At 42.0% G+C, this 14,410-nt stretch carries 13 protein-coding genes; 8 read left to right on the forward strand and 5 right to left on the reverse strand.

The features are described from left to right. Positions 1–110 precede the first annotated feature (110 nt). From V7K60_RS16995 to V7K60_RS17010, 4 genes are all read left to right on the forward strand, one after another. The gene (locus V7K60_RS16995) at positions 111–515 is read left to right on the forward strand and encodes a hypothetical protein (protein WP_334927027.1); all 405 of its coding nucleotides are present in this window, start codon (positions 111–113) and stop codon (positions 513–515) included. Between the two features lie 104 nt (positions 516–619). Then, positions 620–1,240: a hypothetical protein gene (locus V7K60_RS17000; protein WP_334927028.1), complete on the forward strand. Its 621-nt coding sequence runs from the start codon at positions 620–622 to the stop codon at positions 1,238–1,240. Between the two features lie 56 nt (positions 1,241–1,296). Then, positions 1,297–2,250, forward strand: coding sequence for a hypothetical protein (locus V7K60_RS17005; protein WP_334927029.1), 954 nt, complete (start codon positions 1,297–1,299; stop codon positions 2,248–2,250). A gap of 17 nt (positions 2,251–2,267) precedes the next feature. Next, complete coding sequence (locus tag V7K60_RS17010; protein ID WP_334927030.1) at positions 2,268–3,185, forward strand: hypothetical protein; 918 nt, start codon at positions 2,268–2,270, stop codon at positions 3,183–3,185. Positions 3,186–3,349: 164 nt separating this feature from the next. On the opposite strand, the gene V7K60_RS17015 is transcribed toward V7K60_RS17010, so the two are convergent. From V7K60_RS17015 to V7K60_RS17025, 3 genes are all read right to left on the reverse strand, one after another. Beyond that, a complete protein-coding gene (locus V7K60_RS17015) occupies positions 3,350–4,048 on the reverse strand; it encodes a DevA family ABC transporter ATP-binding protein (RefSeq protein ID WP_334927031.1) in 699 nt (232 codons plus the stop codon). A 74-nt stretch (positions 4,049–4,122) separates the two neighbouring features. Then, positions 4,123–5,298, reverse strand: coding sequence for an ABC transporter permease DevC (devC, locus tag V7K60_RS17020; protein WP_334927032.1), 1,176 nt, complete (start codon positions 5,296–5,298; stop codon positions 4,123–4,125). Next, positions 5,295–6,608 carry an HlyD family efflux transporter periplasmic adaptor subunit gene (locus V7K60_RS17025; protein ID WP_334927033.1) on the reverse strand — a complete coding sequence of 438 codons (1,314 nt, stop codon included), beginning with the start codon at positions 6,606–6,608 and terminating at the stop codon, positions 5,295–5,297. The genes devC and V7K60_RS17025 overlap by 4 nt, the downstream gene beginning before the upstream one ends. Positions 6,609–7,028: 420 nt before the next feature. Here V7K60_RS17025 and V7K60_RS17030 point away from each other — a divergent pair, with 420 nt between their 5' ends. Next, entirely contained in the window at positions 7,029–7,643 is a 615-nt protein-coding gene (locus V7K60_RS17030) for a TetR/AcrR family transcriptional regulator (RefSeq protein WP_334927034.1), read from the forward strand. Between the two features lie 159 nt (positions 7,644–7,802). Here V7K60_RS17030 and infC read toward each other — a convergent pair whose 3' ends face one another. Next, a complete protein-coding gene (gene infC / locus V7K60_RS17035; protein WP_334927146.1) occupies positions 7,803–8,294 on the reverse strand; it encodes a translation initiation factor IF-3 in 492 nt (163 codons plus the stop codon). 238 nt (positions 8,295–8,532) lie between these two features. On the opposite strand from infC, the gene V7K60_RS17040 reads away from it, so the two are divergent. Continuing rightward, positions 8,533–9,876 carry a DEAD/DEAH box helicase gene (locus V7K60_RS17040; RefSeq protein ID WP_334927035.1) on the forward strand — a complete coding sequence of 448 codons (1,344 nt, stop codon included), beginning with the start codon at positions 8,533–8,535 and terminating at the stop codon, positions 9,874–9,876. 421 nt (positions 9,877–10,297) lie between these two features. Further along, positions 10,298–11,950, forward strand: a complete 1,653-nt coding sequence (locus V7K60_RS17045) for an adenylate/guanylate cyclase domain-containing protein (protein WP_334927036.1) — start codon at positions 10,298–10,300, stop codon at positions 11,948–11,950. Between the two features lie 158 nt (positions 11,951–12,108). On the opposite strand, the gene V7K60_RS17050 is transcribed toward V7K60_RS17045, so the two are convergent. Continuing rightward, complete coding sequence (locus V7K60_RS17050) at positions 12,109–12,732, reverse strand: Uma2 family endonuclease (protein WP_334927037.1); 624 nt, start codon at positions 12,730–12,732, stop codon at positions 12,109–12,111. Positions 12,733–12,991: 259 nt separating this feature from the next. Here V7K60_RS17050 and V7K60_RS17055 point away from each other — a divergent pair, with 259 nt between their 5' ends. Beyond that, positions 12,992–14,359, forward strand: coding sequence for an NAD-dependent succinate-semialdehyde dehydrogenase (locus V7K60_RS17055; protein ID WP_334927038.1), 1,368 nt, complete (start codon positions 12,992–12,994; stop codon positions 14,357–14,359). Positions 14,360–14,410 lie beyond the last annotated feature (51 nt).

Here is a 14,410-nt window from a genome sequence, read left to right on the forward strand (position 1 = left end):
TGAATTGATGAATGGTTTTCGAGCTTCTCCGATTCATTTCTCTATAGCTAGCTAATCTTCTCCTATTTTTCTTCCCCGAAGGTAACAAAAGAGGGATAATACTGACACAATTGGCAAACAATGAAAAAGTCGAAGTCCGCCGCGCAGTTGCTCAAAATCCCAACACCCCTGCACCCATCTGCAAAAGCCTCCGTGATTTGATTGTACAACCCACCACCCGCCAAACCAGTCCCACATTGCGCGGACTCAGCCGCCTTTACAACCCCAGCACTGATGATTTAGTGAGCATACTTGCAGAATATGCGAGTTCAGAAAATGCTTTTGTACGGTTCGTGACACTGCTTCATCCCCTAACTCCCCATGAAGTCTTGACTCAAGGAGCGCAGTCTGCATCCTGGCTGGAACGCTACGCCGTTGCTAATAATTCTGGGACTCCAACCGTTTTACGCCAGCAACTTGCTGAAGATAGCAACCGGATTGTCCGCGCAGCCGCTAGAGTTAAAACCAATTCGTAATTCGTAATTAAGAACCGTCAGATTTAATATAGGTTTCAGGGTTTGAATTTGTTGCTGGATTTAAGAGAATTGATATAACTTGTAAATAATTGAGGATGTTGCAGATGGCATACAGTGATTTCACACTTGCCAAAGTTCGAGAACCGTTTCAACTTGTAATTGATGAAAAGCGCAATCTATTCAAAGATGTGTCGCCTATTCAAGCTTCCGCTAGCTTAACAACGCTCTTAGAAGAATATACTCAACTAGCAACTGCCATCAACACTGAAAAAGCCCGTTCAGAATTACTAATTATGCCAGTTCTTACAGAAGTTAGACGACAGTTAAATTATCAAATTTCACTGTTTTCTGGAACAGATTTTGATGTAGATAGTAGTAAAGGATTGAATGGATTTTGTGATTTCATTCTCTGCGGTTCTGAAGAACAGTTTTACATTAAAGCGCCTGTGCTTACAATTGTTGAGGCGAAAAATGAAAATATCAAAGGTGGTTTAGGACAATGTATTGCCACTATGATAGCTGCCCAATTATTCAATCAAAATACTCAACAAGAAGTTAAGACAATCTATGGAGTTGTCACTAGTGGAACCAACTGGCGATTTTTAATGTTGGAAAGATTAACAGCATACATTGATATAGTTGAATACTACATCAATGATATTGATAAGATTCTTGGTATTCTGCTGCAACCATTTCAATCTGCTTTGCTACAAGAATCGTTATGATAATCATCGAAAATTTATCAATCACATAACTATAATTAAATTGCACTTAATATACTATGCACACTGAAACAGAACGCATTTTTGGAACTCTACAAGTTCTTGTTGAGCCTCACTTAACTATTGATTTACCAGGTCATGAAAATGGCGGTAGTATTGTTCCATTTGTTTGGGACGTATCTGAGCAAGGAAAATTTAATGTTATCAATCTCTGTTTGGCTAATGGTTGGCTACAGCTTACAGATGTAGATAAGCGAATCAGAAGTTGGCAAAAAATGGAATATGCTAAATCGTTTTATGACTTTTATTTAGGTGTTGAAGAGGAAAACTTAAGGAAAAATCAATTTGAATATTTGTTGCAGATTTTACAATATTTAGAATCATTTTTACAAGATTTAGAATCTTTTAGCTCGATGCCTTATTCTTGTAGCAGAGGTGTTATTTTACCAGGTTTAGTAATTGGTAGAACAGCAGACGGAACTTGGATTTGTATTTGTCCAACTGTTTATAAAGAAACAGCAATTCCGCAAGAGTTAATTTCTCGTTCTCCTCTATCTCAATTAACCTCTAGTGAATTATACGCAGAAAACACACTAAACTTTATTTCACAAATTAAAGCAATTACCTCAGAACTAGGCATAATTTCCTTAGAAGGTGATTTGGGTGGTGGTTATTACTATAACTACGATCATCAAATTGTTTATGGTGTTGCTGTATCTAAAGAACTAGTATTTGAACAGGCTTTCCAAAAGGCTGGAATTCTAGAGCTAAAACAATTTCATAGCTTTTATCCTGATAAAAACTATTTAGGAGACTACTATGAAGGTTATAAACTTGAAGAAATTTTTGCAAAATATCAGCAAATTAATAATTTTTTTAAGCAGACATTTTCTGAAGTAATTATGTATAAATTCAGTTTTTTTACTCAGGAACATATATACGTAATAGCTCAAACTAACCCTGGAGATTGGGTAGGACTATATCTAGAAAGTGAATTTGTTTACAATCCTTAAATTTATTAATATCAAAAATGAAACTGGAAACAGAACAACTTCTTGGTACACTAGAACTACTCTGCTCAAGTTCGTTTGTTTGGGAAACTGCAACCCAAGGTGAATTTAACCTCTGGAATTTAATGATTTCCGAAGGCTTTGTTAATCTCATCGACATAGAAGTTGCTTTTAAACATTGGCAAAAAATTGAAGAATGGGGAACTCCTACTAATCAACGAGAATATGGTGAATACGCTCCGCCGCGTTCTGAACGCAAGGACAATAGTTGGAACGAAAGTATTGCTAATGAACGCCTTGGTTACTATCAACAACTCCAGCGGTTAGTTAAAAAACATCTGCAAAATATTCAAGCATATAATTTATCTGTTCCCAAAACAGCACATCAATACTTTGAGTGGAAACATCCATATTTTTCCGTTTCTATTGTGGTTGGTGAAACTAGCGATCGCCATTATTTTTGTCTTGCCCCCACTGTCCCCGATCAAGTAAGCTATGATAATCGCAGCCGCCATCAACGCACAACACAAATTATCTGCGAAGAATCGCCAACCCAAGCAACTCAAACTCTAATAACTGAAGTTCAAATTCTCTTAGACAAACTCACCCCAATTACCAACTACGGTTACTACTACGGTGGATATAATTACACTTACCAACATCAAATTGTGGGTGCATTAGCTAAAACCAAAACGACTGCCATTGAACTTGCACTGCAAGCAGCAACGATGGTTTTCTTGGAGAAGCGAACAATTGAATTTGCTGATGGTCGCAACAATAGCCGTAAACTTAGCCAGTTTATGAATCAGTGTTTAGCTAATTGTACTTACTATAGTATCAGCTTTTGGGATGTTGGCTACACCTACGAAGTCGGACAAACCCCTGCAGGAGATTGGCTAGGGGTGCGATCACAAAGCGAATTTGAGTACAATCCTTAGAAATAGCAGAAAAAACCTCATCTTTAAAAAGTCTGATTCGCAGCTTCAAGATGGGATTGACAATAATTTTTTTATGGGCAATAAATTAGTATACTTTCGTAGGGTCGTACAAATAAATGCCCCGACAAAATTCCTATAGCAATCCGATTTAATTTGTGATTTGCTTAAGATGCTGCAACAACAGCGCGGTCATTTACTAACTTGCCATCTTCCATATAAACGATGCGATCGGCAATATCTAAAATGCGGTTGTCATGAGTAACCAAGAGAATGGTACAGTCTTGTTCTTTAGCTAGTTTTTGCATAAGGTTGACCACATCTCGTCCCGATTTACTGTCAAGGGCGGCGGTGGGTTCATCTGCTAAAACAATTTTAGGGCGACCAACCAATGCACGAGCGATCGCAACTCTTTGTTTTTGTCCCCCAGATAAATCATCAGGATAATAATTCAGGCGATCTCCTAATCCTACCTCCTCTAATATTTGGGCTGACCGGATTTTCATTTCTGGCGGCGAAATATTATTATGTACTTCCAAGCCCATTCTGACGTTCTGGAGTACTGTCAGGCTACCGTGCAAGTTGTGCGCTTGGAAAATATAACCGTTATTGCGTCGCGCTTGGGTGAGTTGTGCTGTCTTAGCACCACAAAGTTCTTGTTCCAATATCTGCAAACTACCAGATTGAGCAGAACGCAAGCCGCCTACTAAGGTGAGAAGTGTAGTTTTCCCAGAACCCGAAGGCCCAGTCATTATAATAATTTCACCAGCGTTAATATCCAGGTTGATATCAAAGAGAACTTGCTTGCGGAGTTGACCATGACCAAAATAGTGGTCGAGATTTTTAACAGAGATTACCAGAGGCATAATAATTTTAGATTTTAAATTTTAGATTTTGGATTGGGTAATTATCCCCATGTCCCATGCCCAATGCCCATTTATTAAAACATATCTGCGGGGTCAGCAGATTGTAATTTACGGGTGGCGATCGCCCCAGAAATTATGCACATAATCATAGTCAGTGTTAATACCGTCAAGGCCCGTGCTACGGTCATGTAAACTGGTAAATTGGTGGCATTACGAGTTAAATGATAAAGTCCTAAAGGTGCGATCGCTCCTGGGATAAACCCCAAAATCGCTAAAATTATCGCCTCTTCAAACACCACACCTAATAAATAGAGATTGTTATACCCCATTGCTTTGAAAGTTGCGTATTCTTTGATATGGGAATTCACATCTGTAGAAAGAACTTGATAGACGATAATCACGCCCACCAAAAACCCCATTGTGACACCCAAGCTGAAGATAAATCCGATCGCCGTATTTGTTTTCCAGTAATTTATTTCAAATTCGAGAAATTCTGCTTTGGTTAAAACTTTAACATCATTATCTAAATGAGATTGTAAAGCTGTTTTCATCTGTTTTGGGTCATAGCCTGGTTGCAGCTGCACCAAACCAAGACTGACACTGCTGGCTTCTTGTCTGGGAAATAGCCGCAGAAAGTTCTGGTCGCTGGTGATTAAAGTACCATCGGCTATGAAGGAAGCCCCGACTGAAAATAAGCCGCTAACAGTAATTGTCCGCCGTTCTATTTCGGTTGTAACAGGTTTACCTTGGTCAATTTTGGCGAGTACTTCGTTGTAATCTCCTCTAGAGGCGCGATCGAACAGAACAGTATCTGGTAGCTTAATAGCATCTATCTGGCGATTCACATCCGTTAAGTTCAACACTTGCCGATCGGGATTCAACCCCATAACTAATATTGTCGTTTTCTGATGTGTTTGGGGATTTTTCCAATCAACAATGTTGACATACATTCCTTCTGCCGACTTTACACCTGGTACATCCATTGCTTGATACAATCGCCGCCGCGTAAAGCTAGACATATATGCTAGGTTACGTGCTTGGGGGCTGATGACAAACATATCAGCCTGCATACTCCGATGCAGCATTGTATTACTTTCAAACAGGGCATTCTGAAACCCTAGCTGCATAAACATTAGAACATCGGCAAAGGCAATACCTGACAATGCTACCAGAAGACGACCTTTTTCATGACTCAGTTGCAGCCATCCTAAAGGCGTTCGCCGCCGTAGTTGCTGGATAAATCCAATCACAGTTCAATTACCGCCTTGACTTGCAAATTAGTTAAGCTAGAAGCATTTTGGCTGGATAGTTTATTCAGTTGCACATGCACTTCCACTACTCTGGCATCAATATTGCTAGAGGGATCAGCATTGATCAGATTTTGCCGCTTTACCTGCATACCAATCCAATCGACTCTTCCCCCTAATTCATTGTGTAGGGAATCACTGCTTACCAGCACCGGTTGTCCCGGACGCACTCTCTTGATATCACTTTGGTAGACTTCTACTACTGCATACATCTGGTCGGTTTGACCTAAAGCCACAATTCCTTCATTGCCAACAGTTTCTCCGGCTCGTGTATTAATCTCCAAAATTCGACCGGGTTTAGGAGCCAGAACGTATGCCTCTGCCAGTTCTGCTCTAATTTTCTCCACAGTAGCTTGAGCACTGTCTATCTCTGCTTGTGCATTTGCTATATCTGTGGGACGAACTTCAGTGGTTTGATTTAGGTTAGCTTTTGCTTCGTTAATCTGCTGTTGCAAGCTGGCGAGGGTTTGATTTTGGTTGGCTTTTGCTTCCTTAAGCTGCTGTTGTAGGGTCGCTACAGTTCTTGTTTGGGTGGCTTGGCTTTCAATTAAGGCTTGAGTAGAAGTTTCGGCGCTTAAGCGTCTTTTATCAACTTCTTCGCTAGAAATTGCTCCTGCTTTGTATAAAGTCTCGTAGCGCTGCACGTCAGCTTGGGCATTACCTTTCTCGGCTGCTACGCGAGCCACTGTTGCTTGCAAGCTGCGTTGTTGCCCAAGGAGTTCTGCTTCTAGACGATTAATAGTGGCTTGCTGAGTTTTAATGTTTCCTTGTAGTTCTACTTGTACACGATTCACCGTAGCTTGACGCGCTCCAATTTCTCCCTGTTTAGCTCCAGCTTTTACCTGGTTAAGGCGGGATTTGGCAACTTGAACTTGTTTTTGTGCTTCAGCCAAAGTAGCTTGTAGGCGAGCGCGGTTATCCATAATCGCAACTACCTGCCCAGCTTTGACGCGCTCGCCTTCTTTCACCAATAGTTGCTCCACCCGATTTCCTTCACCATTTGAAGAAGGCGCTGACAGTTTTATTACCTCTCCCTTTGGTTCCAACCGCCCTAATGCTGTTACTGTTTTTACCACAGGCTGAACTGCTACTGGTGCTTTTTGCTTTTCATTAGTAGTTGCAGCTTGAAGCTTCATCACTGTATAAACACTGATTCCACCTATTGCTAGAGATGCAATTATTGCAAGTAAAAGAGGCGATCGCAAAAGATTCTGAGAAGACCTTAAACCCTCTGAATTCCTGTTTTGCTCCATACTATTTTCCCCTGACCACCAGTAGCAACTTGTACTAAACTGTACAGTTCAATTTATGCTAAACTAAACGGACTAGTTTAGTCAACATGATATAACTAAACTTGTCAATCATGTTTGCTCGGCATTATGCAGCTGAATGCTATTCCCTATTGGGATTGATTGTCTACTACAAGAAAGTAGAACAGAGGAAAGCTGACAATAGAGGCTTTTGAGCTTTATCGAAGGGTAAGTAAGTTGGCACAATTAAACAAAACTATATGAAGAACGATAAACTACACTAAAAACCTCTTCCCTCCTACTTCCTGCTTTATTCCAACCACAAATTTTTCCGCCGACCTACTTTATGTTTATTTTCGCCATTTTGTACTGGGCATTTTGCAGCATCTATTAATATTGTTTATAAGAAAGGATGATTATTAAATGGTACGCATCAAAGCTGGCGAAGTGGATCGAGACAATTCCGTTGATAAAGTGGAGCAAATTCTGCAAGGAGCAATGCAAGAATTCCTTCAACATGGTTATGCTGGTACAAGTATGGATCGGGTAGCAGTAGCAGCAGGTGTTTCTAAAGCGACAGTCTACAGCCACTTTCAAGATAAAGAAGGACTTTTTAAAGTACTGTTAGAGCAACTGACAAGCAAAAAGAATAGCTCCATTTTTGGCACAGAACCGATTGAGGGAGAACCAGCCACCATACTGCGCCAGGTAGCAACTAAAGCATTAGGTCAGATGCTTAACGACAAAGAACATAGTGCATTTATGCGAGTAGTAATAGGGGAATCTGGGCGTTTTCCTGAGTTAGCTCAAATTTGTGTTCAAGCGATGATTAAGCCAGTAGCCCAAACTCTCACTCAATACTTGGCGGCTCCTGAATTAAACATACCTGACCCAGAGGCAACAGCGAGAATTCTCTTAGGAGCATTGGTGCATTTTCATATTACTCAAAATGTGATGCATGGACAGGACATTGTACCAATGGAAAGCGATCGCCTGATTGATGCCTTGACACACCTAATTACTAAATGCGCCGATTGATTGGTTATATCCCGGCGCGTGGCGCTTGTTTGGTCAGAAAGTCAAATTCACCTTGAGTAACAGTTGACTGTTTTTTCCATAGAAGCTACAGTACTATCTCCGGCTTTTTTCGTTCCTTACAAGCTGCCACAAATACATCTTCGAGCGATCGCCAGATAACTAGGCAGGAATAACTTGAACAACTAGGGCGCGTTTATCCAGCGACTGGATTTTACCTACTTGACTGAGATCGTTTGCAATTCGGTCTAGCAGTTCTCCCGCTTTGTCACGATATTGATGTTCTCGGCCTCGTAAACGAATGGCAAACTTGACAGAATCGCCTTTACTTAACCACTCACCTGCTTGTTCGATGCGTAAATTGTAATCAGCCACACCCACGTTTAGACCGAATCGAACTTCCTTTACCGTGGGTCTAGCACTTTGGCTCTGACGTTTTTTCTTTTGATACTGTAGCTTGCCATAGTTGAGAATCTTAGCGATTGGAGCGTCTTTACCTTGGGAGACTACAACTAAGTCAAGCTCTAAGCTTTCAGCTAGCTGTAACGCCTCATTGGTGTCGATCAGACCACGATTGTTATTCTCATGGTCAATCAAGAAGACGCTAGGTGACTTTATTTGTGAATTAATCAGTTGCTTTTGGATTGCGATAATGAATTTCTCCTATTTGTTCAATACTTTGCTTTACAAGCAGGTAATGCCAATTTAACACAACACTGAATCAGAGCAACTTTAACAACACGAAGGATAGCAATCTGTTAGAATAAACTACTGCGGCACTCGCTCTTCAGTCTTTGCGCTACTGCCCATCCAGCTTTTCAATGATTTTTTATCCGTCCGCCTAAGACTGACGCCTTGATTGGCGACAGGCCGATGTTATTTTTGGAGTCTTATGTCTTTTTCCGATCTCGGCTTGTCCAATGAAATTATCCGTGCTGTTACCGAACGAGGGTACACGGAACCCACGCCAATCCAGATGCAGTCCATTCCTGCTGTCTTGTCGGGTAGAGATTTATTAGCTGGGGCACAAACTGGCACTGGAAAGACCGCTAGTTTTACACTGCCGCTCTTGCATCGGTTGTCGTCCAACAAGAGCAAAGGTACGTCTAATGGATACCCACCAATCCGGGCGTTGATTCTCACTCCGACTCGTGAACTCGCTGCACAAGTGGAAGAAAGCGTGCGCGAATATGGTAAATACTTAAATCTCAACTCGATGGTGATGTTTGGCGGAGTCAGTATTAATTTGCAAAAACAGCGTTTGAGGGGTCGAGTGGATATTTTGGTCGCTACTCCAGGGCGACTGCTAGACCACGTACAGCAGGGTACGCTGAACCTATCGCAAATTGAGGTTTTGGTACTGGATGAAGCCGATCGGATGCTGGACATGGGTTTTATTAATGATATTCGCCGCATCCTCTCACTCCTGCCCAAACAGCGACAGAATTTGCTATTTTTCGCTACTTTCTCAGACAAGATTAAGGCACTGGCCGCCGGACTACTCAATCACCCAACGATGATTGAAGTGGCACGCCGCAACGTTACTGCCGACACGATCGCACAGAAAGTTTACCAAGTAGACCGTGACAAGAAACGCCAATTACTGGCTCATCTGATTCGACGAGATAATTGGTATCAAGTGCTAGTGTTCACTCGCACTAAGTATGGTGCTGACCGTTTGGTGAAGCAGTTGGGCGAAGACCGCATTCAAGCATTGGCAATCCACGGTAATAAGAGCCAGCCGATGCGTACCAACGCTCTGGCAAAGTTTAAAAACGGCAGCTTACAGGTATTGGTGGCGACAGATATTGCTGCTAGAGGTCTTGACATCAGCGAACTGCCCCATGTTGTTAACTTTGATTTGCCCAATGTACCAGAAGATTATGTTCATCGCATTGGTCGCACCGGTCGCGCTGGCGCATCAGGAGAAGCTGTATCGCTGGTGTGCATCGATGAACAGCATCTATTGACAGATATCGAAAAACTGATTGAGCAACGCTTGCCGAAGGAAGTGGTTGCTGGTTTTGCGCCCAACCCCGATACCAACCCCGAACCAATCCCAAATGGACGGCAACACAGAACCAAGCCTGGAGGTGATAAGCGTCCGGCTCGTAGTACTCCTAAACCGTTACCACAGACATCGGCTAAACGTAAAGCAGCGCCACCTGCCACTAATGGTGAGAAACCTGGCGCTCGTTCATCTGGATCGCGCCGTTCTGCTAAACGCGATCGCTGATATTCGTTAGCTGTTCAATAGATTGATTTTTCACGGGTTCTGGAAAACCTCACTTCCATTCCTCTGGCCTACAAATTTTCGCTATACACACAAGTCTTTATAGAGTTGTGCCAGAGACTTTTCATCCTCCCAACCCCCTCTGATATTAAGTCCGGTTAATCACTTATGATTACCGAATCTGTGCAAAAATCCTAAAAGCCTCTTTCCCCCAGCAAGAACTGCGGTCTAAATGATAAGTCTTTAGCCAGACACGATATGAACTGAAACTCTAGCAAAATTGCCTCATTAAATGTAATATCTGTCACATACAATTGTCAGAATGCAGTTAACAGTGTCATAAAGAAAAGGTGAAGGTTAACCTGTAGGGTATAACTTACCTTAGAGTTGCTTGACCTCTAGCTTCGATGGATCTATCACACTCATGACTGAACTCACGCTACGCCTACAAGAGGGAGATACCGAGACAACGATCGCAGTTGACCAAGATATATTTACAATTGGTCGTTTGCCGGAATGTAACTTGTACTTACCTTTTGGTGGAGTATCCCGTAACCATGCTCGCCTAGTAAAAACGGCTGATGGTGTGTGGACTATTGAGGATCTGGGCAGCAAAAACGGGACGCAAGTCAATAAATATCTGGTTAACTATCCCCAAGAGTTACATCACGGCGATATCGTTTGGCTGGGCAATATCAGCCTGGTTGTACTGCTCACAACCCCTGTTTCTCAACCGACACCTGAGTATCCTGGAATTTCGGACATTAATGAGCAAAGAACAATCCTTCATAATGTTGAACAATTACAACAGCAATGGATTGCAGCTGATAGCAAAGATGGCAACATCAATAATAAGGACAAAACTATTGCCCGTCTCAAAGACTTAGTGGATATAGCGAAAAATCTTTGTGCAGCCGCGTCTATAGAAGAGATTTTTTCTCAGGTGCAGCAAGTAGTTTTTCGTTACCTTGATAGTATCGATCGCTTGGCATTATTAATTGATGTCAATGGTTGCGGCCAGTTGGAATTAATGAATGCTGCCACTAGAAATGTTTCCCAACAGAAACATCTCCCCTCTGATGGCAGTTGGATTAGTCGTAGTATCTGTCAAAAGGTATTTGAGGAAAAAGTCGTCATTCAAACCGGTGATACTCATCAGGATGAACGGTTTGCTAGCGAACAGAGTATTTTAGTCAAAGGCATTCGTAGCGCGATGGCAGTGCCTTTATGGGATGAAAATAAAGTTGTGGGCGTACTGTATGCCGATGCCAATTTTTCTTCTTACCATTGGGCGAATGAAGGTGAAGAAGAATTGAGCTTTTTTTCAGCTTTAGCAAACCTTGTAGCTTCTAGCGTGCAGCGTTGGCTATTAGTAGAGAAACTCAAAACTGAAGAGATGATTCGTCACCGACTAGAACGTTATCATTCTCCAGGAGTTGTACAGCAGTTGATATCTGTAGGCGGATTACCGGGTGGTCGTTTAGCTCCCACCGAGAGCGAAATCAGTATTTTGTTTGCTGATTTAGTTGGCTTTACGGCAATTTCTGAACGGTTAACACCAACTGCGATCGCTCAACTATTAAATAATTTATTTGAAGAAATGCTAAAAGAAGTGTTTGGTTGCGGCGGCACTTTAGATAAGTATATTGGCGATTGTATTATGGCATTTTTTGGCGCTCCAGAACCGCAAGCAGATCATGCCGATCGCGCTGTTACTGCTGCCAAAGGAATGCTTACTCGTCTCGAACATCTTAATGCCAATGGTTTTTGGTACGAACCCCTACAATTACGTATTGCAATTAATAGCGGTAAAGCTGTAGTGGGAGATGTCGGTAGTTCCCAAAGGGTAGATTACACAGCATTAGGCGCAACGATTAATCTTGCTGCTCGGATGGAAGCAGTTTGTCCCCCTAGTGAGTGTGTGATTAGTGAAGCCACCCATACAATGCTTTCAGAACCCTTAGACTTCCAAGAAATGGGAGATTATCGTTTCAAAGGTATTGAGCGATTAGTTAAGGTTTATCAGACTCAATTGCAGCCAGTGCCAACAATCATTGCTCCAATCATTAATCTTTAGAGATTGGGCATAATGGAGAATAAGAAAAAATCACTAATTATGAATTACGTTAGGGGCTTCCAAACGAAAAATATCTAACTATCCTGGTTAGGATAAATCTGCTATGCATAGCTGTGACAGCCTCACTCTATGAAAGGTTGAATAGCTTCATGCTAAATTTAGCTGACTGTGCCAGCGCGAAAAATTTGTTCTGCGGTCAAATCAAACTGTGGAAAAGTTGGCGACTGGATACGGTCATCTCCTCGAAACTTACTAATGCGATACTCACCTTCTTCTAAACAGCAAACCAAAATAGTAGGTTGTTTGGGCTTGCCAATAAATTCTCTACCACCCAATGCAGCATAATCTACAATCCAGTATTCAGGAATTCCCATTTCTTCATAATCAGCGTATTTTTTCAGATAATCATCACGCCAGTTTGTACTTACCACCTCAATTACTAAAGGGATTGATGTTGCTTGAGTAACAGTTGATTCTTTTTTCCACAAAGGTTCATTAATTAAATTAGGAAGATTTAGGAGTAGCACATCTGGCGAGTAAGCTGATTCGTTTTCAAGTGGTTTAACTAATACTGTTTTTGGTATACCATAGGGCAGACTGAGGCGACTATATTCTAAAGTAATTTTTGTAGATAAAAATACAACAACCTCTTCATGGTCGCCTGTTGGTTGGGGCATTTCGACTACTACTCCATCATATAGTTCGTAACGTTCCCCTGTATTATCTGGATATTTAGCAACGAATTCATTGAATGTAACTACTTTGCGTAAAGCTTGAGTCATAGCTTAATTCCTCTATGGCTTGGATGGTTGAGAATTGCAATGCTGCAATTGTCTGAATTCTAGCAACTCTACTTGCATTTAATTTATCACTATTAATACTTATTGATTGGTATATTTTATTTCAAAAATAATTGCAAAATTGTAATATTCAGCAACCAATTCTGGGTTATAAGACTAGAATTTGGGTGGTAGCTTCCAGAATTGATCTGTGTAACACTAGGAAGCCTACCGAAGCTATTTTTTAACGGGAGGTCAGGTAATGGCGATCGCCACCATTAATCCCGCCACTGGGGAGACGCTCAAAACCTTTGAGGCGCTCAATGATGAAGAGATTGTCGCTAAACTCGATTTGGCTAATCAGGCTTTTGAACAGTATCGTCAGACTAGTTTCTCTGAACGATCGCACTGGCTGCAAAAAGCTGCTGATATTTTAGAGCAAGACAAAGCAGAATTTGCTAAGTTGATGACTCTAGAAATGGGTAAGCCATTTAAAGCTGCGATCGCAGAAGTCGAAAAATGTGCCGTCGTCTGTCGCTACTATGCCGAACACGCCCCTGGTTTTCTAGCTGATGTCAGTATAAAAACTGATGCCAACCAGAGTTTTATACGTTATCAACCAATGGGTGCGATTCTCGCGGTGATGCCGTGGAATTTCCCTTTCTGGCAAGTTTTCCGCTTTGCTGCACCAGCCCTGATGGCGGGAAATGTCTGCTTACTCAAACACGCTTCCAATGTGCCGCAGTGCGCCTTGGCAATTGAAGATATTATCCGACGGGCAGGTTTTCCTGAAGGTGCTTTTCAAACTCTATTAATAGGCGCTGCCAAAGTTGCCGATTTAATGGCTGATGACTGCGTAAAAGCTGCTACCTTGACAGGAAGCGAACCAGCCGGCGCATCCCTCGCCGTCGCCGCCGGCAAACAAATTAAAAAAACAGTTTTGGAATTAGGAGGAAGTGACCCGTTTATTGTGTTAGAAAGTGCTGACTTAGAGACAGCAGTTGTCACAGCTACTACAGCACGAATGTTAAATAACGGGCAATCATGTATTGCAGCGAAACGTTTTATTGTCACAGAAGCGATCGCAGACAAATTTGAAAAATTGCTTTTAGAAAAATTCGAGGCGCTGAAAGTAGGCGATCCTATGCAACCAGATACCGATTTAGGCCCACTGGCGACACCTGGTATTCTCCAGGATTTAGACCAACAAGTGCAAGGTGCTATTAGCAGCGGTGGTAAAGTCATCACCGGTGGACATCCTTTATCAGATCGTCCAGGAAACTTTTATCCGCCAACGATTATCATAGATATCCCCACCGACACACCAATCGCCAAAGAAGAATTCTTTGGCCCGGTAGCCTTGTTATTCCGGGTTCCAGATATTGATGCTGCCATTAAACTTGCTAATGACTCACCCTTTGGCTTAGGTGCAAGTGCTTGGACAACCAACGACCAAGAGAGCGATCGCTTAGTTGAGGAAATCGAAGCTGGTGCCGTGTTTATTAACAGTATGGTCAAATCCGATCCTCGGTTGCCCTTTGGTGGCATCAAGCGTTCTGGATATGGCAGAGAATTGAGTATCCAAGGTATACATGAGTTTGTCAATGTTAAAACTGTGTGGGTTAAATGATTATGGGTAGAGCATGGGGCATGGAGAATAGCGAATAGGTAATAGAGATGA

It is taken from the genome of Nostoc sp. (genome assembly GCF_036917555.1).
Classification (GTDB): Bacteria; Cyanobacteriota; Cyanobacteriia; order Cyanobacteriales; family Nostocaceae; genus Nostoc.